The following is a 20,218-nucleotide window of genomic DNA, read 5'->3' on the forward strand; positions in this document are numbered from 1 at the left end:
GTCCGGTAGGTACCGGACCGGGGCCGGTCACGTGCCCGGTCGGTCAGCCGCGCGCCCCGGACCACACCGGGCCCCCGGCCGCCCCCGTACCCGCATCCGGCTCCGGTTCGCCGTGCTCCAGGCCCGGCAGTCGGCTCAGTCCGCGCGGGGTCCGCCAGTTCCGCTCGCCCAGCAGCGCCATCACGGAGGGCAGCAGGACCATCCGTACGACCGTGGCGTCCAGCAGCACCGCGACGGCGAGGCCGACGCCCATCTGCTGCATGTCCTGCATCGACAGCGTCCCGAAGACCGCGAACACCGCGACCATGATCACGGCCGCTCCGGTCACCGCGCCCGCCGTCCGCCGGATGCCCTCGTCGATCGCGGCCCGGGTGGACAGACCGCGGTCGCGGGCCTCACGGATCCGGGAGACCACGAACACGTGGTAGTCCATGGAGAGTCCGAACAGGACGACCAGGACGAACAGCGGAATCCACGCCTCGATCGCGCCGACACCCTCCGAGCCGATCAGCGAGGCCCCCCAACCGTGCTGGAAGACGGCGACCATCACCCCGTACGCGGCGGCCACGGACAGCAGGTTGAGCAGGATCGACGTGACCGCGATGACGTACGAGCGGAAGCAGAACAGCATCAGCAGGAACGTCACCGCTGTGATGAAGGCGAAGACGGGGACGATGCCGCGCTTCAGCTGGTCGTTGAAGTCGACGGACCCAGCGGTCTCCCCGGTCACGTACACCTGGGCTCCCGTTCCGTCGAACGCGGCGGGCAGCCGCTTCTCGCGCAGCTCGGCAAGGCCGGCCGTGCCGCCGGGGAGCGGCACCTCGATCTCCGCGACGTTCTGCGCCCGGTGGACGCTCACCTTGTCGAAGCCGGCGAAGGCCTTGCGCAGTGCGGGCGCCCCGATGTTGTCGGCCTTGACCACGACCCGTGCCGGAGCGGGGCCGCCGGGGAAGGCTTCGTCGATCTGCCGGTAGGCGACCGAGAGCTGCGAGTCGGAGCCGAACTGCTTCTCCAGGCCCAGCTGTTCGGTCTTCATGCCGAGGGCGGGCGCGGCCAGCGCGAGCAGTACGGCGACCGAGGCGACTGCGAAGATCTTCGGCCTGGCCAGGACCGGCTTCAGCACCGTCCCGGCGGTCCCGCCACCGGTGCGTGTGCGCCGTCCTCGCCGGCCGAGGAAGGGGACACGTCCCGCGTCGATCCGGTCGCCCAGCCAGGACAGCAGCGCGGGCAGCACCGTCACCGAGCCCAGCATCGCGATGAAGACCACGGTGATCGTGGCGAGGGCGAAGCCCTTGAACAGCATCAGTCCGGACAGGAACATGCCGGCCATCGCGACCATCACCGTGAGCCCGGAGACGAGCACGGCCCGGCCGCTGGTCGCCGCCGCGATCCGCAGCGCCGTCTCGGCATCGCGTCCCGCCGCCCGCTCGTCGCGTTCGCGCCGAAGATAGAAGAGGCAGTAGTCGACGCCGACGGCGAAGCCCATCAGGAACATCACGGAGTACGTGGTCTGGAACAGGTGCAGCTGGTGGCTGGCGAGCGAGAGCAGGCCGAAGGCGGCCATGCACGCGGTCAGTGCGAGACCGACCGGGAGCAGCGCCGCGACGACGGCCCCGAAGGCGACCAGCAGAATGCCGAGAGCCAGGGGCACGGCGGTGAACTCGGCCTTCTTGAAGTCCTCGGAGAGCAGGTCGCCGAGCCACTTCCCGGCGCTGGCCTCGCCGAACTGGTGGATGGTGACGTCGGGGTGGTCCGCCCGGGCGGTGGCCACGGCGTCGAGGACGGGCTGCACCCGGTCCGGAGCCGTCGCCGCGTCGCCCTTCAGGTCGAAGGTGATCAGCGCGTCCTTGCCGTCCTCGGAGGGGACCGGCGCCGCGAGGTTCGTCACCTCGCCGGTCCGCCCGATGGCCGCGGCGAGGTCGCGGGCGGGGCCCCGCCAGTCCCCCGCCTTCGTGGCGGAGACCATGACCAGTTCGCCGGCAGGCTGGCCGAGTCCGGCGTCGTCGAGGATCTGCTCGGCCCGCGCCGAATCACCCGCGGCGTTCTCCGAGTCGGTCATCTCGACCAGGCCGGACGCGCCGCCGATGCCCGTGGCGAGCACGACGAAGAGCAGCCAGCCGAGAATGGCGGTCTTGCGGTGGTGTGCGCTCCACACACCGATGCGTGCCGCGAGGTTGCGCCTCATGGCGTGTTCGCCCCCAGAAGATTCAGACGGAAGTGGAAGAGGTGGAAGAAATGCGTCGCCGATGAATCTAGGAACGGCGCGCCTGCCGCCCCAGCCGTCGAAACCCCCACTCGTGGAGCCGTAGGGCGAGGTCGGCGGGGTGGTGCTGGATACACCCCGCCCGGGTGGCGAAACGGCTGACATCGGGGGCGCCCGGCGGGTGAGACTGTCCCGGACGGGCCTGCCACGGGGCCCGGCAAGGGGAGGACGGAACCGGGATGAACGCGATACGGACACGGATACGGGGCGCGCTGGCGGCCGCCGGGCGCGGATTCGTGCTGTCGCTCGCCGGCCTGGCCGGGTCACTCACCCTCTTCGTGTGGGCCGTGCTCTCGATCGCCTTCATCCCGCTCGGCGTAGGCCTGTTCACCACCCCCCACGTGCTGGAGCTGGTCCGCAAGCACGCCAACCGGCGCCGGCTGCTCGCGGTCACCTGGTCCGGCATACGCATCCCGGTCCCGTATCGCCCGTTCCCGAAGGATCTGCGCACCGGCTTCACGGGTCGGGTGGAGCGGACCACGCTGATGCTGAAGGACCCGGCGACCTGGCGGGACCTCCGCTGGCTGCTGGTCGACATGACCGCGGGCTATGTCGTGGCGACCCTGGCGACGGGGCTGATGATCTACCCGCTGGAGGGGTTCGTCCTGGCGGCGGGCCTGTGGCGGGTCTTCACCGACGACCGGTACTGGTACGGGTTCGTGCCGGTCGACAGCCAGGCGACGGGGCTTGCCGCCGCCGCGCTCGGCGTGGCGATCCTCGCGACCGGTGTGCTGGTCGGTGACCGCCTGGTGCGGCTGCACTTCGTGATCACCCGGGCGATGCTGGCCCCCACCCAGGAGCAGGAGCTGGCCCGGCGCGTCGACCGGCTGACCGAGACCCGGCACGAGGCCGTGGACACCGCCGCCTCCGAACTGCGGCGCATCGAGCGGGATCTGCACGACGGTGCGCAGGCCCGGCTGGTCGCCATGGGCATGAATCTGGGCGCCGTGGAGGCGCTCATCGAGAAGGATCCCGCGCAGGCGAAGAAGCTCCTCGCCATGGCCCGCGAGTCCTCGGCGGAGGCGCTCACGGAGCTGCGCGATCTGGTCCGGGGCATCCACCCGCCGGTCCTCGCCGAACGCGGACTCGGGGACGCGGTCCGGGCGTTGGCGCTGCGGCTGCCCATCGAGTCGGAGGTCCGGGTGGAGCTGGACGGGCGGGCGGACGCGGCGGTCGAGTCGGCCGCGTACTTCGCGGTGAGCGAGACGCTGACGAACGCCGCCAAGCACTCGGGGGCCGATCGTGTCTGGGTGGACATCCACCACTCGGAAGCCATGCTGCGGGTCTCCGTCACGGACAACGGCCGGGGTGGTGCGGCGGTCGGAGCCGGCTCGGGACTGAGCGGAATCGAACGCCGACTCGGTACATTCGACGGCATCATGGCCGTCAGCAGCCCCGCGGGCGGTCCCACCATGGTGACCATGGAGATCCCTTGCGAGTTGTCCTAGCCGAAGATCTCTTTCTGCTGCGTGACGGCCTGGTCCGTCTGCTGGAGGCGTATGACTTCGAGATCGCGGCGGCCGTCGAGACGGGACCGGAACTGACGCGTGCGCTGGCCGAGTTGGCGCCGGACGTCGCGGTGGTCGACGTCCGGCTGCCGCCGTCCCACACGGACGAGGGCCTGCAGTGCGCGCTGGCGGCCCGGCAGGCCAGGCCGGGGCTTCCGGTGCTCGTGCTCTCGCAGCACGTGGAGCAGTTGTACGCGCGCGAGCTGCTGGCGGACGGCAACGGCGGCATCGGCTACCTGCTCAAGGACCGGGTTTTCGACGCCGAGCAGTTCATCGACGCGGTGCGCAGGGTCGCCGCGGGCGGCACGGCGATGGACCCGCAGGTGATCTCGCAGTTGCTGTCGCGGCGCTCGCAGGACAAGCCGATGGGCGGGCTGACGCCGCGGGAGCGGGAGGTCATGGAGCTGATGGCGCAGGGCCGTTCGAACGCGGCGATCGCCTCTCAGATGGTGATCACGGAGCGGGCGGTGGCCAAGCACACCTCGAACATCTTCGGGAAACTCGGCCTGCCGCCTTCCGACGACGACAACCGCCGCGTTCTCGCGGTCCTCGCCTACCTGGACCGCGGCTGAGCCGGGACTTCGTCGTGGCCGCGCGCACCCCGGCGGGTCGCGCGGCCACAGGGTCACGGGGTCACGGAGCCGTGCTCAGGTGCAGCGTCGTCGCCCCCAGGTGGGGAGTGGCCCGTGACTCCAGCACCTTCACCCGTACCGAGGTGGCCGTGACCGGCGCGGTCAGGGGCAGGATGCGGCGGTGGCCGATCGTCGTGCCTTCGGCGATCCGCTGCCAAGTGCCGCCGATCCGGGCCTCGACGGCGAACTTCTCCACCTGCTGCCCGTGCCGGATGTCCTCACGGACGGCGACCCGGTCGAAGGTGTACGGGGCGGGGGCCTGCTTGCGCACGTCCGTGCCGTAGATCCGGCGCACGTCGGAACCGAAGGCGGTCAGGGACGCGACGTCGGCGTCGTCGATCCGGCCGTCCTTGTTCGGCGGGACGTTGAGCAGCAGGGATGCGTTGCGCCCGACGCTCTTCTCGTACAGGTTCATCAACTGGCCCGGGGTCTTGGGCTTCTCTTCCGGGTGGTAGAACCAGCCGGGCCTGATCGAGACATCGGCCTCGGCGGGGTACCACTGCAGATACTTGGTCGTCGGGGCAAGGAGCTTGTCCCGGGAGCCGATGTCGGGGTCGGTCGAGTCGTTGGGCAGGCTGCCGAGCCCCGTCCACGGGTCGGTGGTGTGCGGGGTGACGCTCCACTCGGTCTCGCGGGCGATGCCGCTCTCGTTGCCGACCCAGCGCACGCCCTGCGGGCCCTGGAAGACGACGGTGTTCGGCGAGAGTGCCTTGACCATGTCGAACCACTGCTTGACGTCGTACTTCTGGGTGATGCCGGAGCCGGACCAGGGGTTGGCGCCGTCCAGCCAGAGTTCCTCGATCGGCCCGTACTGGGTGAAGAGTTCGTACAGCTGGTTGAGGTAGTACGCGTCGTAGTCGTCGGCCCGCACCGTGAAGGTGGGCAGGGTGCCGCGCTTCACGGCGGCGGCGCGGTCGTCGCCGGGGACGAGCGTGGGGATGGTGCGCTCGGTGACCGCGCTGCCGTTGCCGAAGCGCCCCTCACCGGCCGGGGCGCGATCGCCGTCCGCCAGGGCCATGCGCTCGGGCAGGCTGAGCGGCTTCCCCTCGGCCTGCTTCTCGCGGATGGTGTCGACCCACTGTGCGTGCCAGGCGTGCGGGAGTTCGGCCCCGTCGGAGGGCGAGAGGTAGAGCCCGACCTTCAGACCGGCCTTGCGGGCGGCCTTCACATAGGCGGCGACGACATCGGGGCTGCCGGGGCTGAGCGCGACCGAGTGGTCGGTATATCGGCTCGGGTAGAGCACGAAGCCGTCGTGGTGCTTGGCGGTGAGCATGACCTGCTCGACGCCGGCCGCCTTGTAGGCGCGCATCCACTGGTCGGCATCGATGGCCTTCGGCGCGAAGAGCTTCTCGTCCTCCGTGCCCGAGCCCCATTCGCGGCCGGTGAACGTATTCATCCCGAAGTGTGTGAAGGCGGTGACCTCCCGCTGCTGCCAGGCGAGCTGGCCGGGGGTGGGCACGATGTTCGCGGCCTTCTCGATGATCCGGTCGGGACTGTCGCAGGACTCGACGGCCAGCTGTGAGGCGGGCTTCACGGGCGCGGTGCACGGGGCGCCCGGTGGTGCCGACCGCTGGTCGACGGGCTGTTGCGCGAGGGCCTGTACGGGGACGAGGGCGGCAGCCGCCGCCAGTGCGAGCGCACTGAGCACACGGGTACGTCGTGCCATGGTTCCCTCCCATTCCCGACCAGCATTGGTCGGATCTCTTGGGTGTCGACGTGGGAATGCTGCCGCACAGACGGGCCTACGGGAAGGGTGCGCACACCATACGTCCTATCTCTTGCTCGTAAAGTCCAAGAGCGGAGCCCAGGTACGCGAAGCCGGCTCAGTCGTTGAACCACCCCGCCGCATCGAGCCGGAACGCACTCTCCGGCACCATCGCGCGCAGGTCCTCCTCCATGGCGCGGACCCGATCCGCACCGAGGACCCGGGCCCACTCGGCGCGCAGCCGGTCGAAGCCCTCGGCCGACTTGACCAGGAGGTCGAAGCCCCGCGCGGTCAGCCGCACGAGCTTGCGCCGGCCGTCCGTCGGGTCGTCGACGCGCTCCACGTATCCGAGCCCCTCCAGCTTTTCGACGGTCTTACCGGCGGCCTGCTTGGAGACCCCGAGCCGGCGGCCGATCTCACTGGCGGTCGCGCCGTCACGGCCGACGGCCTGGAGCGCGTAGCCGTACGCGGGACGCGTGTCGGGGAAGCCGCGCTCGGCCAGCTCACGGTGCAACTCGTCGATGATCGACCGGAATCCGGCGAACAGCAGCATGGGCAGCTCGAAGCCCGCCACGGCGCTCCCGGACGGCTCCGCTCCCGGCTCAGCCATTGCAGAACTCGACAACCTGGTTTACTTTTTCGTCAATCACGTTGTCGAGTTTAGCGTGAGCATCCACCACGAGAGGTCACCCATGTCCGCGTCCGCGTTCCCCGGCCACACCCTCGAAACCGCCCCTCCTGCCGCCTGTCGCACCATGGAGGCGGTGACGAAGAAGCAGGGATATCTGCCCGCGGCTGTCGCCCGGCTCGCCACGTCGCCGGAACTGCTCGACGGCTTCCTGAAGATCAGCGCGATCTTCGAGTCGACCACCCTGGACCCGCTGTCCCGCGAGGTCCTGATCCTGACGATGGCGACCCGCAACGAGTGCCACATCTGCGTCGCGATGCACACCGCGAGACTCACCGCACTCGGCGCGGACTCCGAGCTGATCGGCGCCCTGCGCGAGCAAAGGGCCGTTCCGGACGAACGGCTCGAGGCGGTACGGCAGTTCACCCTGTCCGTGATCGCGACATCAGGAGCCGTGGACGACGCGACACTCCAGGCGTTCCTGGGCCATGGGTACACCCCCCGCAACGCGCTCGAAGTGGTCCTGGGCATCGGCGCGTACACGATGTCGACGCTGGGCAACCGGATGACCGGGGCGCCGATGGACCCCCAGCTGGCCGCCTTCGCCTGACACTTGACCGTCCCCTTCAGCCAGGACGGGCGCCCGCACGGTAGACGCGGCCATGACCTGCCACCCGGCCGCGGCGGCCGAACCGATGGATCGGAGCAAACCGACGTACGCCCCATTGCCCGCCCCTCCCCCATCATTGACGTGCACACCACACACACCTGTTGCCCCATGCCCGGCCATGAGCGCGACGAACGGCGGGAGCGGACTGCGCCGCACGGTCGAGTTCTGCGGGTGGCGGTCGGCGTGAGGGGCGCGCGGATGGCAACGCGGCGCATCGCACGACAGGGGTGCGCCGGGGTGACCATCGCACCATTCGCTCGTTCTGCTGAACGTGCGACCACTGCCAGAGGTACCTTCCGCAGCCGCCCCGGCCGATGGGGAGCAGGTCGGGGCCGCGCTCGTCGAGCACTATCCGCGCCTGGTCCGGCTCGGCTATCTCGTCCTGTCGCCGGCTCTCGGCAGCCACCACCGCGTTCTGGCGGCGCACGCCCTGGCCCAGCGGTCCCTGCTGTCGGGGCGCCGGGAAGGGTATGCGTACGTCCGCGGCCGGTTGCTGCGTGCGGCGCTGGAGACGGGCCGTCCCCGACTTCACCGGCTGCCGCCCCTCCTCCCGCTCGTGTGGGGGCTGCGCCTGCTCCCGCGCTCCGGCGGAGCGGAGGAACTCGCCCTGGAGCAGGCCCTGTCGGCGCTCTCCGGTCCGGGGCGCGCCGCGTACGTCCTGCGCGGTCTGGAGCGGCTGACCGATGCGGAGGTACGGCGGGTGCTCGCCGCTGCCGGGGTGGCGGATCCGCATGCGGCGCTCGCGTCGGCGGAGGGCGTGTCGGCTCCGTACGAGCTCCTCGGATCCCCGGAGTTCGATCCCTGTTCGCTCCAGGCCCGGCCGCCGGATCTGCTGCGCCGCCGCCGGTACGCGAAGGCGGCGGTGGCGGCCGTCGCGGCGCTGCTGGTGTGCGGGGCGCTGCTGGGGCTGCCGGGCCACGGCTGGGGGCGCGGCGCTCCGGCCGTGGTGCCGTACGCCCACAACGCCGTCGTCGAACAGGCTCTGGATCCGAGGGGGTTGACCCGTGTTCCGGCGGTGTTCTGGCGCCGCTCGCCCCGTACCGACTTCACCTCCTGGCCCACCCGCGGCGACCGCGCCGGGGACGTCCGGCTGCTGCGCCGCGCGCTCATCGTGTGGGCGCACCCGGACGGCGCGGTGCGCTTGTCGGCGACGCCCGGGACGCCGGCCGGGCCGCCGATGGGGGCGCCGCAGCTGCTGTACGCGGGCGGGGTGGACCGGGCGACGGTGGTGCTGTTCTACGACGGGCTGCGCGTCGTGCGGTACGCGGAACCCCGGATCGCCGCACCGGACCGGGGCGTGGCGCTCGACTTCGCCCGGGTCGACAGTGCCGACAGGGCCTCGTCCGGCGCCCTGATCGTGGGCCGCACGGGCGGCCGGGTCCGCTACCTCACCGCGCCCTGGGTGCATACCGTGTCCGTACGGGATCTGCTCGCCCCGGGCGGCGCCCCACGGCCGCTGCACCGCACCGCCGACGGGGTGACCGCCGCACTGAACAGTCCGGCGACAGCACAGAGCTGCCGCTCCTGGGACGCGATCGAGCTGCGCGACGGCAAGGCTGCCCGGCTGATGACGGACCTCGGCGAGCTCACCCCCGCCCGGCTGACGTCGGGCCCGCCGGCCACGCCGCACGACGTCTTCGGGCGGGCGGAGCGGGACAGTTGGGCGCGGACCGCCTGCCTGTTGCCCGCGGTCCGTTCGCACGGCGTGCGGTCGGTGAACTCCTGGCAGTACGCCGAGCAGCCACTGCCCGAGGACAACGGCTCGGCGCGCTGGCTCTGCACCCGGGCGGAGACCTGGCGGGGCACCGGAAGCCGGGTCCTCGCCCAGTTCCAGGCCCCGTCGGCGCCGTCCGTGGCGACCGGCGGCCCGCCCGGGGCGGTCGCGGCCCGGGCCGAGGACTCACCGGCCTGCGGGATGCGCGATCCGCGGGTGCTGGCCGGGGTGCTGTGGCAGTCGCACGGCGGGCGCTGGTACGTACTGGCGGCGGGCAGCGAGCAGTTCGCCTCGCTGACCACGTCGGGCGGGGTGGAGGGGCGGTCCGACAGCCGTCTCCTCGCCGTACCGGCCAGGGCGGGCGACCGGGCACGGCTGAACGGAACGCTGGCCGACGGCAGTCGGGTGGGCGCCCTGCGCTGACGCCCGACGCCACGGAGGCGGGGAAACTCGCCGCACGCCCCTGTTCCCCCCGCTTACCCATCAGTACATTGACAACATGTCTAACACGCAGCCAGCGCCGGTCGCGTCGGAGCGGACGCAGCTCAAGGCCCGCAAGGTCTCCTTCGCCTGGGAGAAGACACCCCTGCACTGGGTGCCGGGCGACCCGTTCACCACGCACACCATCAATGTGCTCCATCTGCTGCTGCCCGCCGGGGAGCGCTGGTTCATCCGCGTGTACCGCCAGGTGTTGCCGTACATCCACGACGAGCAGCTGCGCCAGGACGTCATCGGCTTCATCGGCCAGGAAGCCGTGCACGCACAGGCCCATGACGACGTCCTGCCCCGCCTCAAGGAGCTCGGTCTCGATCCGACGCCGTACACCGCGCAGGTCGACTGGTTCTTCGAGAAGCTGCTGGGCGACCGGACGCTGCCGCCGGGCCGGGCGCGCAAGTGGTGGCTGATGGAGCGGGTGGCGACGATCGCGGCGATCGAGCACTACACCGCGTTCCTCGGCGACTGGGTGCTGAACGCCGACGAGCTGGACCGGCGCGGCGCCGATCCGACGATGCTGGATCTGCTGCGCTGGCACGGTGCGGAGGAGGTCGAGCACCGCTCCGTCGCGTTCGACGTGTTCATGCATGTCGACGGCGGCTACCGGCGGCGGGTGCGGACCTGGGCCACGGCCTTCGCCGCGCTTCTCTTCCTCTGGCAGCGCGGGACGCGTTTCTTCATGGAGAACGACCCGAGCCTCCTCCACGGCAAGGCGTCGTTCAAGGAGTTCTACACCAGCGGCCGGCGCGGCACGCTGCCCGCGACCGGTGATCTGATCCGCTCCATCCCGCGCTATCTGAGTCACGCCTACCATCCCTCGCAGGAGGGCAGCACCGCCCAGGCCGTCGACTATCTCGCCCACTCGCCCGCGGCCACGGCCGCCGAGGCCCGTATGACGGGAACCAGCTGACCATGCCGCTCCCGCTGCCCCGCCTGCGCACCGCCGTCCTCGTCACGGGCGTCACGCTGCTCGCCAAGCGGGCCATGCGCCGCCGCATCCGGAACTCCCCGCTGTGGCCGCTGCCGGCCCTGGAGAACCCGGTCTCGGGCCACTCCGAGCGCCGCTCCACCACCACCCGCCGGCTGCTGATCACCGAGCGGACCGCACCCGCCGAGGGCGTGGTCCAACTCCGCCTGGAGGGGCCCGACCTGCCCGCGTGGCAGCCAGGCGCACACCTGGATCTCCTGCTGCCGTCCGGTCTGGTCCGCCAGTACTCCCTGTGCGGGGACCCGGCGGATACCGGCACGTACACGATCGCGACCCGTGTGGTGGCGGACGGCCGGGGCGGCTCCCGGGAGGTCCACGCACAGCTCCACGAGGGCGCGGAGGTCGAGGTCCGGGCCCCGCGCAACCGCTTCCCCCTCGCCGAGGCCCCCGCGTACCTCTTCGTCGCGGGCGGCATCGGCATCACGCCGATCCTGCCGATGGTGCGGTCCGTCGCGGCCTCGGGCGCCGACTGGCGGCTGCTGTACGGCGGACGCTCGCGGTCCTCGATGCCGTTCCTGGACGAGATCGAGAAGCTGGGCGCGGAGGGCGACCGGGTGACCGTCGTCGCGCAGGACGAGGCGGGCCGCCCGGACACCGCCGCGGCCCTGGCGGACACGGCGCCGGGCACGGCCGTCTACTGCTGCGGCCCCGAGCCCCTGATGGACGCGGTCGCTGCCGCACTCCCGCCCGGCCGCACCCTGCACCTGGAACGCTTCACCGCGGCGACCACGTCGTCGGCCGGTTCCGGCCCCTTCGAGGTCGAACTGCGCCGCTCCGGCCGCACGGTCCACGTACCGGCCGGCCGGTCGGTGCTGGCCGCGGTGCGCGACGAGCTCCCGTACGTCTCGTACTCCTGCGAGCAGGGCTTCTGCGGTACGTGCCAACAGCGTGTCCTGGAGGGCGAGATCGACCACCGCGACGAACTCCTGACGGACGCGGAGCGGAACGACTCGATGCTGATCTGCGTGTCGCGGTGCCGGGGCGAGCGGCTGGTGCTGGATCTGTAGCGATGCGGGTGGTGGCCCCGGCCCGCCATCCGTCACCCGGCACCCCACTCGGTACCCTGTCCACCATGACGACCGGGGTACGGCGCAGGATGGGCGTCGAGGAGCGCAGACAGCAGTTGATCGGTGTCGCGCTGGAGTTGTTCAGTCACCGCGCCCCGGACGAGGTGTCGATCGACGAGATCGCGGCCGCGGCCGGGATCTCGCGGCCGTTGGTCTATCACTACTTCCCGGGGAAGCAGAGTCTGTACGAGGCGGCGCTGCGGCGGGCGGCCGACGAGCTGGCGGCACGGTTCGTAGAGCCGCGTGAAGGACCGCTCGGGGCACGGCTGTTGAGGGTGATGGGGCGGTTCTTCGACTTCGTCGACGAGCACGGTCCAGGGTTCTCGGCGCTGATGCGGGGCGGGCCGGCGGCCGGCTCGTCGACGGCGAACGCGCTGATCGACGGGGTGCGGCAGGCGGCCTACGAGCAGATCCTGGCCCATCTGGGCGTCGAAGTCCCCCCGGCACGGCTGGAGTTGGTCGTCCGGTCATGGGTCTCGCTGGCCGAGTCGACGGCGCTGATCTGGCTGGACGGGCGGCGGATTCCGCGCGAGGAGCTGGAGACGCAGCTGGTGCACGACTTCGCGGCGCTGGCCGCGGTGAGTGCCGCGTACGACACGGAAATGGCGGGCGTCGTGCTGCGGGTCCTCGCGCAGGAACCGGCGAACGGGCCGTTCGGCGAGCTGTTGAACCGCCTCTCCGCACTGGCTCCCGCCGTTCCGGCCGTTCCCGCGCAGCGGCTGCCGTGAACAGCACCGCGGGGATCAGCTGAGCAGCCCCGCACAGCGGCTGCCGCGAACAACGCTACGGGTCGGCTGAGCAGCCCGCACAGCGGCTGCCGTGAACAGCACTGCGGGGATCAGCTGAGCAGTTCGCTCTGGAGCGCGGCCGCCAGGCCCACTTCCGCGTTGTCCGCCCGGCCCCGTTCGAAGGCGCGCTGGTAGGCGGCGTCGCCGACGGCCGCGCGGGCCTGGCGTTCGCAGGCCTCGCGCAGCGGGCCCAGTTCCGGGGTGCCGCGTTGCGGGTGGCCGACCATGCGCCAGTAGACCTGCCCCGTGCCGTAGACCCGGGCGGCGCGGGCGCCCGCGCCCTGGGCGGCGATCGCCGCGGCCAGGATGTCCAGGCCGAGCGCGATGCCGAAGCTGTCGCGCATGCGGTGCTTGCCCGCGAGCATCGAGCGGGCGTGGGCGGCGGAGGACTCGGCGTCGCCCTGGCGCAGGGCGATCAGGGCGAGTTGGTAGTCGACGTAGCTACGGGTCCAGCACTCGTCCTGGGCTTCGCAGACCGCGCGCAGGGCTCTGGCCGCCTCCGCCGCCTCGTCCAGCCGCCCCAAACCGGTCAGGGCGAAGACCGTCATGAGGTGGCAGCGCAGCCGGTAGGCCGACTCCAGCGGGGTTGCGGCGCCGGTGGAGCGCAGCACCCGGTCGACCAGGCGGAGGCTCGCCTCGGGGCGGCCGGTCATCAGATGGGTGAGGCCGCGCAGATAGGCGGCGGCGAGGATGCCTTCGTCCGCGCCGTCGCGGGCCGCGGCCCTGGTGCACTCCCTGCCCAGGCGCCGGGCGGCGGGGTAGTCGCCCTGGAGCATGACGGTGATGCCCAGCACCCACAGGGCGCGGGTGCGGTGGGGGCCCTCGGCCGGTCCGGCGTCCAGGGCGCGCTGCGCGTACTCGCGGGTCTGCGGCAGATGACCGCAGCAGCACCAGAAGAAGCCGATCCGGCCCGCCATCTCCTGGGCGGCGGCGGTGTCGTGGGCCAGCAGGTGGTCGAGGGCGGCGCACAGATCGGCGTGCGACTCGGCGATGCGGTGGTACCAGAAGATCTGGTCGTCCCCGGTCCAGCCCGCGTGGGCGTGGCGGGCCAGGCCGAGGAAGCAGGCGGCGTGCCGGTCGGCGGCGGACCGTTCCTCGCCGAGTTCGGCGAGCCACATCCGTCCGTACTCGCGGATGGTGTCGAGCATGCGGTGCCGTACGCCGTCCCGTCCGACGACGGACTTGGCGACCAGGCCGCGCAGCGCCTCGGTCACACCGTCCTCGGTGAGCGGCCCCCCGGCGCAGACCTGGCGGGCCGCGGTCTCGTCGAAGTCGCCGCGCAGGACGGTCAGCCGCGCCCAGAGCAGCCGTTCCAGCGGGGTGCACAGCTCGTGGCTCCAGCCGATGGCGGTGCGCAGGGTGCGGTGGCGCCGGGGCCGGAGCGAGTCGGCGGACGGTACGTCGAAGCGGGAGCCGATCCGCAGGGCGACCTGTTCGACGGTGTCCCGGCCGAGGGCTCCCGCCGCGAGTTCGATGGCGAGCGGAATGCCTTCGAGGCGGCGGCAGATCTCGGCGGCGGCCTCTGCGTTGCCCGGCGCGTCGAGGGCGAGTTCCGGTGCCGCCGCGGCTGCCCGGTCCCGGAACAGGGTCAGCGCGTCGCCCGCGCCCTCGACGGGCAGCGGAGGTACTTCGACGAGTTGCTCGCCCTTGATGCCCAGGGGCTGACGGCTGGTGGCGAGCACGGTGAGGCCGGGTGAGGTGGTGAGGATCTCGCCGAGCAGGTGCGCGCACGCGGAGCGCAGATGCTCGCACGAGTCGAGGACGAGCAGCAGCTCCTTGTCGACGAGCCATTCGCACAGCGCGTCGATGGGCATGCGCAGGGTGCGGTCGAAGAACCCGACCGCGTCGGAGACGGTCGCGATGAGCAGACCGTCGTCGTGGAGCGGTGACAGGTCCGCCCACCAGGTCCCGTCGCGGTGTCCGGACGCCGCCTGCCGGGCCGCGCGGACGGCGAGCCGGGTCTTGCCGACACCGCCGCTGCCGGTGAGGGTGGTCATCCGGTGCGTGGCGAGGGTGTGTTCGAGCCGGGCAAGTTCCGCTTTCCGTCCGACAAAGCTCGTTGTCTCCTCGGGAATGTTGCTCGCCATGGTCACCGTCGCCGAAACAGGTGGACCGGCCGGACCCGGCCCGTGGAAGGGCACGCCGGGGGTGCCGTGCTGCGGCACCCCCGGCGGCTTGCTGCCTCTCAACGTAACCCTGTCGGCACTCAGTTCAGGGAAAACACCGCCACCGTGCGTCCCGGGACGGTGAAGCTTCCCGAACTCCTCTCGTACGTGGCCTTCTTGACGGTAGGATCCGCGCCCGCAGCCTGGACGGGATGCAGGGCGTACCGCTTCCCCGCCAGTGCGGCGATCTGCTGGGTCGTGGTGGTGGGGGTCGCGTTGAGGACGACCATCAGCTTTCCGAGCCGCATGGTGATCACCCCCGGTGTCTCGTCCTTCCCGGAGAGCGGGAAGGACAGGGCGGACTGCACCTGCCCGGTGGTGGCGAGGTCGAAGTCCTTCTCCGTGGACCGGATGGTGAGCAGGTCCCGGTACGCGGCCGCGGCGCCGTCGATCTCGGCGCAGCCGGGGCGGAGCGCGGCGGCGGCCAGCAGCGGCTTCGCGTAGGACCACTTGGACCGGTTGTCGGCCGCCGGCGGGAGTCCGCGGCCGAAGCCGTTGCCGTCGCGGCAGTCCCAGTGCAGCGCGTTGAACCAGTCGCCGCTGTCGTACGAGTTGCGGTCCAGGGACTTGGAGCGCAGCAGGTCACTGCCGGCCTGGGAGAGCGAGGGGCCCTGCGAGAGGGTGGCCGTCGCCATCGCCAGGACCTGCATGCGAGCCCGGTCCGCCGCCGATGTGCCCGCCGGGAGCTTGAAGGCGAGCGCGTCGTACAGCGACTCGTTGTCATGGGCGTCCGCGTAGGCGAGGGCGTCACCGGGAGCCGCGGCGTATCCGGCGGGGGCGCCGTTGTAGTCGACGCCGGAGCCCTTGACCGTGCGGCCGGAGGAGTCGGTGAAGGTGTAGTCGGCGAGGTTGCCGGTGAGGCCGACCTTGATCAGGTCCTGGTAGTGGAGCAGCCGGGCCTTCTGCTCGGCCTTCGTTCCGTTGGCGGTCGAGGTGTTGGGGTCGGTGTAGAGGCCGGTGGCGAAGCCCTGCACGCCCGGGTCCTCGTCGAAGGGGCTGCCGCCGCGGACGGCGTCGCGGGCCCGGTCGGAGAAGGTGGCGATGCCGGTGCCGGCCATGTTCTTCTGGGTGGCCTGGACGAAGCGGGCGTCGTCGGCGATCTCGCCGAAGTTCCAGCCCTCCCCGTACAGGATGATCTTCTTCCCGTCGACGCCGTCCTTGGTCACGGTCAGCGCGTCGAGCGCCTTGCGGACGGCGAGGATGTTGGCCTTGGGATGGTGGCCCATCAGGTCGAAGCGGAAGCCGTCGACCTTGTACTCCTTGGCCCAGGTGACGACCGAGTCCACGACGAGCTTGCCCATCATGGCGTTCTCGGGCGCGGTGTTGGCGCAGCAGGTGGAGGTGGCGACGGAGCCGTTGTCCAGCAGCCGCTGGTAGTAGCCGGGCACGATCCGGTCGAGTACGGACTTGTCGTCCTGGCCGGAGGCGACGGTGTGGTTGTAGACGACGTCCATGACGGTCCGCAGTCCGGCGCCGTTCAGCCCCTGCACCATCTGCCGGAACTCGACGGTGCGCCGGGTGCCGTTCGGGTCGGAGGCGTACGAACCTTCCGGGACGGTGTAGTGCAGCGGGTCGTAGCCCCAGTTGAACCCGTCCTGCGCCGCCGCCTTCGCCACGCAGGCCTGCTGTTCCTCGGAGTCGGGGGCGTACACGGAAAGATCGCAGGCCGGTTTCTGCTGGGCCGACTTCTCCTCCGGAATGGTGCCGATGTCGAAGGCGGGCAGCAGATGGACGTAACCGGTGCCGGAGTCCGCGAGTTGCTTGAGGTGTTTCATCCCGTCGGAGCGGGTTTCGGTGAAGGCGAGGTATTCGCCGGGGTGTTTCGAGGTGCGGTCCGCGATCGAGAAGTCGCGGATGTGCAGCTCCTGGATCTGCGCGTCACGCAGCGGGACGACGGCGGGCTTCTGCAGGCCGGACCAGCCGTGCGGCGCCAGCGCGGGGTCGTCGAGGTCGACGACGAGACTGCGCGCGGAGTCGGTGGTCAGGGCGGTGGAGTACGGGTCCGTGACCTTGTTGGTGACCATCTTCTGAACGGTGGGCGCCCAGACGTTCACGGCGTACCGGTAGGGCTTGCCGTTCCAGCTCTTCGGTCCGGTGACCGACCAGACGCCCGTGCGGTCGTCGCGGCGCATGGGGACGGTCCTGCCGTCGAGTTCGAGGGCGACGGTACGGGCGGTGGGCGCCCAGACGGACAGGGTGGGGCGGCCGTGGTCGAAGACCGGGCCGAGGGAGGCGGTGGCCGCGTTCTTCCCGTAGAGGTCGTCGAGCACCCCCGCGTTCTGTACGCCGGTGGCGGCGAGCAGTGCACCGTTGGCGGCGCGCTGGGTGGCGATCAGCTGGCCGCGCAGCGCCTCGCGCACCCTGTCCCGGTCCCGGGGGTCGACCGTGAACGCCGGGTAGTCCTTGAGGTGCGGGTACTTCGCCTTCTGCGCGTCGCTCAGTGCGGACGGTACGAGCCGCAGCCACTGCCCCTCGTCGGAGAGCGCCCCGTCGACGACCGAGATGCCGCCGCTCGATGCGTGGACGAGTTGCTGGCTGGTGGCCGCGGTGGCCTTCACCTTCCATACGACGGTGTCGGCGTCGATCCACTGTGCCTCGGCCTTGGTGAGGTCGGGGGTGGGGACGCCGCCGGCCTGCGGCAGCAGGTAGCCGGGCGTGGAGCCGAGCATCCAGACCTCGTGCCCGTAGGTCGCGAGGTCGAGCGACTGGTCGCTGGGCAGGTCCTTCTCGTCGCCCTTGTGCAGGATGTAGCTGAGCGAGGTGGCCCCGTCGGTGAGCGGCACCTCGAAGGTGGCGCCGGAGGCGTCCTTCTTCACCGGCTGGAGCGGCTTGGCCCAGTCGGTGGGGTCCTTGGCGCCGGTCCAGGTGTGCAGCCCCCAGCCGTCGTAGTCGCCGTCGGCCCGGTAGTAGTGCAGGACGGCCTTGGTGGTGTCCTGTGGCGGATAGGCGCCGTCGGGGGCCGCTTCGGCCTGGCCGTCCTTGCCCTGCTCGATCCAGACCTGCCCGGTCTTCGCGAGGTCGACGGTGCGTTGCGGACCGTCGGCGGTGCCGTCCTTCTCGACGGTGTAGGGGACGGCAACGGCGCCTTCGGCGGGCTTGATCCAGGCGAAGGCGCCGTAGGCGTCCCGTCCGGTGAAGCCGGCTGTCGTGTCACCGGACTTGAGCTGCCAGCCGTCGTAGTCGCCGTCGGCACGCTTGTAGTGGACGACGGCGTAGTCGCGCTCGACGGCTACGGGCTTCTCGGCCGCGGGCGCCTGTCCCGCGGTGGACGAGGCGAGGGCACTCGCGGTGCGGCCGGTACGGTCGACGACAACCGCCTTGTACCGCAGGGGTGTTCCGGCCGCCACCTTGCTGTCCAGGTGCTGGGTGACCTGGTACGGGGCGTGGTCGGCGGAACCGAGCGTGACCCACTCCCCGTTGCCGGTCTGGGCGGCGAACACGACACGGTCGAGCTGTCCGCCGTCGACGTCCGCGGAGATCTCGACGGTGCCGGTGGCTCCGGCGGCGGGCGCCTTCAGGGTGATCGAGGGCTTGGCGGCGGGTGCGTCCAGGGGCTTTTCCGCGCGCAGCACGACGGTGGCGAGGGCGGGCACGGTGACGGTGATCTTCTTGTCGGCTCCGCTGCGGACGTCGGCCGAACCACCGTACAGCGTACTGAAGTTCATTCCGGCCGTCGCGGTGGGCAGCTCGACGGTCCTCGGCCCGGTGCCGTTGTTGGTGGCGACGACGTACTCGGTCGGCTTCTTCGGGTCCGTACGGGAGAAGGCGTACACGGACCCTTCGGCGTAGCGCTCGGTCTGGACGCCGTCGCGCAGGGCCGGGTTCTTCCGGGTGAGCTCGGAGAGCGCGGCGATGTCCCGGTACAGGGGGTGGCTCGTGTCGTACGCGTCCGAGGCGTGGGTGCGGTCGGTGCCCAGTTCGTCGTCGTCGAGGTAGTCGGCGGTCCTGGACGCGAACATGGTCTGGCGGGCGTCCTTGTCGCCGCCCGCGCCGGTGAAGCCCTGTTCATCGCCGTAGTAAACGACGGGGTTGCCCCGGCTGAGGAACATCAGCTCATTGGCGAGCCGGACACGTTGGAGTAGTTCCGAGTCATCGGCCTTCGGGTTGTCCTGCTTGATGAACGACCCGATGCGTCCCATGTCGTGGTTGCCGAGGAAGGTGACCTGCTCGTAGGCGTTGGCCTTGTCGGTGGTGTAGCGGTAGTCGTCGGCGAACACCGCCGCGAGTTTCGCGGCCGGGGCGCCCTGCGAGACGTACTGACGTGCCGCTTCCTGGAAGGGGAAGTCGAGCGTCGCGTCGAGCCGGCCCCGGGTGACGTAGGGCGAGGTGATGGCGGTGTCGGCGGAGTAGACCTCGCCGAACATGAAGAAGTCCTTGCGGCCGCGCTTGGCAGCGTAGGCGTCCAGCGCCGTCGCCCACTGGGTCCAGAAGTCCAGGTCGACGTGTTTGACGGTGTCGATACGGAAGCCGTCGATGTCGAAGTCCCGGACCCACTTCTCGTAGATCTTCTCCATGCCGGAGACGACCTCGGGCCGCTCGGTCCACAGGTCGTCGAGCCCGGAGAAGTCTCCGTACGTGGTGGACTCGCCGGCGTAGGTCGAGTCGCCGCGGTTGTGGTACATCGTCGGATCGTTGAGCCAGGCCGGGACCTTTTCGCCGGTGTTCTTCGGGGTGTACGGGAACGAGTCCGCGTCGACCTTCGCCAGGCCCTTGCTGTCGTCGAACGGGCGGCCGTCCCTGTCGAGGTACGGGTAGGCACCCTTGGGGCGGTAGCCGTACTGCTTCTCGGCGTAGTCGACGGTGTCCGCGGTGTGGTTGGTGATGACGTCGAAGAAGACCTTCATGCCCTTGTCGTGGGCCTTGTCGATCAGCTTCGACAGGTCGGCGTTGCTGCCGAAGTGCGGGTCGACCTGGGTGAAGTCGGTGATCCAGTAGCCGTGATAGCCGGCCGATGCGTCCTTTCCGGTGCCTTGGACGGGACGGTTCTTGAAGATCGGGGCGAGCCAGATGGCCGTGGTGCCGAGGCCCTTGATGTAGTCGAGCCGCTGGGTCAGGCCCTTGAGGTCGCCGCCCTGGTAGAAGCCCTTGTCCGTGGGGTCGTAGCCGGTCTCCAGACGTGAACCGGTCAGTCCGCCACGGTCGTTGGAGCTGTCACCGTTGGCGAACCGGTCGGGCATGACGAAGTAGAACTGTTCACGCGTCAGGTCGTGGCGCGCGGGTTCGGCTGCCAGCCGGGCGTCCGAGGGCGGGGCCGGCGGTCTCGGCGCGGCGGACGCGGATGCCGCCGGGACGACGGGGAGGAGTGCCGCGCAGAGTGCGGCGACGACTCCCCGTCTCAGGGTGGAACGGGACACGGGCGGGGTCTCCTTGTGTGCGGGTGGCGGTTCTCGGGGTGGGCGGACGGGTCGGGTGTCGGGGTGGGGGCGCACCCGGTGCCGGACGCCCACGTGAAAACGACGGTGCGCCGGGAGGGGACGTTTCGGGGTGACCCCCGCAGGGTTACGCGGTAATGAGGCGCTTCGCTCACGGTGGCGGACGAGTCCGCGTCACCCGAGGAGACGCCCCGGTGCGTCCCCGGACCTCGGGCCAACTGCC

Annotated in this window: 12 protein-coding genes; 7 read left to right on the forward strand and 5 right to left on the reverse strand. The window is 71.1% G+C overall.

The genetic code is table 11. From position 1 onward, the window contains the following. Positions 1-43: 43 nt before the first annotated feature. The gene (locus ACFU8Q_RS17105) at positions 44-2,185 is read right to left on the reverse strand and encodes an MMPL family transporter (RefSeq protein WP_384454018.1); all 2,142 of its coding nucleotides are present in this window, start codon (positions 2,183-2,185) and stop codon (positions 44-46) included. A gap of 257 nt (positions 2,186-2,442) precedes the next feature. Here ACFU8Q_RS17105 and ACFU8Q_RS17110 point away from each other — a divergent pair, with 257 nt between their 5' ends. Further along, on the forward strand, positions 2,443-3,711 hold the full coding sequence (locus tag ACFU8Q_RS17110) for a sensor histidine kinase (protein ID WP_384454021.1): 1,269 nt from the start codon (positions 2,443-2,445) through the stop codon (positions 3,709-3,711). Then, the gene (locus tag ACFU8Q_RS17115; RefSeq protein ID WP_384454024.1) at positions 3,696-4,343 is read left to right on the forward strand and encodes a LuxR C-terminal-related transcriptional regulator; all 648 of its coding nucleotides are present in this window, start codon (positions 3,696-3,698) and stop codon (positions 4,341-4,343) included. The genes ACFU8Q_RS17110 and ACFU8Q_RS17115 overlap by 16 nt, the downstream gene beginning before the upstream one ends. A gap of 61 nt (positions 4,344-4,404) precedes the next feature. Here ACFU8Q_RS17115 and ACFU8Q_RS17120 read toward each other — a convergent pair whose 3' ends face one another. Beyond that, positions 4,405-6,069 (reverse strand): alpha-L-fucosidase, encoded by a 1,665-nt coding sequence (locus tag ACFU8Q_RS17120; RefSeq protein ID WP_384454027.1) that lies wholly within the window; start codon positions 6,067-6,069, stop codon positions 4,405-4,407. A 157-nt stretch (positions 6,070-6,226) separates the two neighbouring features. Beyond that, positions 6,227-6,718 (reverse strand): MarR family winged helix-turn-helix transcriptional regulator, encoded by a 492-nt coding sequence (locus ACFU8Q_RS17125; protein ID WP_384454030.1) that lies wholly within the window; start codon positions 6,716-6,718, stop codon positions 6,227-6,229. Positions 6,719-6,800: 82 nt separating this feature from the next. On the opposite strand from ACFU8Q_RS17125, the gene ACFU8Q_RS17130 reads away from it, so the two are divergent. The 5 genes from ACFU8Q_RS17130 (at position 6,801) to ACFU8Q_RS17150 (ending at position 12,398) form a co-directional block, all read left to right on the forward strand. Then, positions 6,801-7,346, forward strand: coding sequence for a carboxymuconolactone decarboxylase family protein (locus tag ACFU8Q_RS17130; protein ID WP_384454061.1), 546 nt, complete (start codon positions 6,801-6,803; stop codon positions 7,344-7,346). Positions 7,347-7,677: 331 nt separating this feature from the next. Further along, on the forward strand, positions 7,678-9,543 hold the full coding sequence (locus tag ACFU8Q_RS17135) for a hypothetical protein (protein ID WP_384454033.1): 1,866 nt from the start codon (positions 7,678-7,680) through the stop codon (positions 9,541-9,543). Positions 9,544-9,619: 76 nt separating this feature from the next. Beyond that, positions 9,620-10,525 (forward strand): metal-dependent hydrolase, encoded by a 906-nt coding sequence (locus ACFU8Q_RS17140; protein ID WP_384454036.1) that lies wholly within the window; start codon positions 9,620-9,622, stop codon positions 10,523-10,525. 2 nt (positions 10,526-10,527) lie between these two features. After that, a complete protein-coding gene (locus ACFU8Q_RS17145) occupies positions 10,528-11,610 on the forward strand; it encodes a PDR/VanB family oxidoreductase (RefSeq protein WP_384454038.1) in 1,083 nt (360 codons plus the stop codon). A 65-nt stretch (positions 11,611-11,675) separates the two neighbouring features. After that, positions 11,676-12,398 carry a TetR/AcrR family transcriptional regulator gene (locus ACFU8Q_RS17150; RefSeq protein WP_384454041.1) on the forward strand — a complete coding sequence of 241 codons (723 nt, stop codon included), beginning with the start codon at positions 11,676-11,678 and terminating at the stop codon, positions 12,396-12,398. A 110-nt stretch (positions 12,399-12,508) separates the two neighbouring features. Here ACFU8Q_RS17150 and ACFU8Q_RS17155 read toward each other — a convergent pair whose 3' ends face one another. Both ACFU8Q_RS17155 and pulA read right to left on the reverse strand, forming a co-directional pair. After that, complete coding sequence (locus ACFU8Q_RS17155; RefSeq protein ID WP_384454044.1) at positions 12,509-14,545, reverse strand: ATP-binding protein; 2,037 nt, start codon at positions 14,543-14,545, stop codon at positions 12,509-12,511. Between the two features lie 119 nt (positions 14,546-14,664). Next, positions 14,665-19,977, reverse strand: coding sequence for a pullulanase-type alpha-1,6-glucosidase (pulA, locus tag ACFU8Q_RS17160; protein WP_384454047.1), 5,313 nt, complete (start codon positions 19,975-19,977; stop codon positions 14,665-14,667). Positions 19,978-20,218 lie beyond the last annotated feature (241 nt).

The sequence above is a fragment of the Streptomyces sp. NPDC057543 genome, assembly GCF_042801895.1.
Classification (GTDB): domain Bacteria; phylum Actinomycetota; class Actinomycetes; order Streptomycetales; family Streptomycetaceae; genus Streptomyces.

Coding starts and splice junctions, on each gene's coding strand:
- ACFU8Q_RS17105 (WP_384454018.1), bottom strand. CDS start 2,185: ATGAGGCGCAACCTCGCGGCACGCATCGGTGTGTGGAGCGCACACCAC.
- ACFU8Q_RS17110 (WP_384454021.1), top strand. CDS start 2,443: ATGAACGCGATACGGACACGGATACGGGGCGCGCTGGCGGCCGCCGGG.
- ACFU8Q_RS17120 (WP_384454027.1), bottom strand. CDS start 6,069: ATGGCACGACGTACCCGTGTGCTCAGTGCGCTCGCACTGGCGGCGGCT.
- ACFU8Q_RS17125 (WP_384454030.1), bottom strand. CDS start 6,718: ATGGCTGAGCCGGGAGCGGAGCCGTCCGGGAGCGCCGTGGCGGGCTTC.
- ACFU8Q_RS17130 (WP_384454061.1), top strand. CDS start 6,801: ATGTCCGCGTCCGCGTTCCCCGGCCACACCCTCGAAACCGCCCCTCCT.
- ACFU8Q_RS17140 (WP_384454036.1), top strand. CDS start 9,620: ATGTCTAACACGCAGCCAGCGCCGGTCGCGTCGGAGCGGACGCAGCTC.
- ACFU8Q_RS17145 (WP_384454038.1), top strand. CDS start 10,528: ATGCCGCTCCCGCTGCCCCGCCTGCGCACCGCCGTCCTCGTCACGGGC.
- ACFU8Q_RS17150 (WP_384454041.1), top strand. CDS start 11,676: ATGACGACCGGGGTACGGCGCAGGATGGGCGTCGAGGAGCGCAGACAG.
- ACFU8Q_RS17155 (WP_384454044.1), bottom strand. CDS start 14,545: ATGGCGAGCAACATTCCCGAGGAGACAACGAGCTTTGTCGGACGGAAA.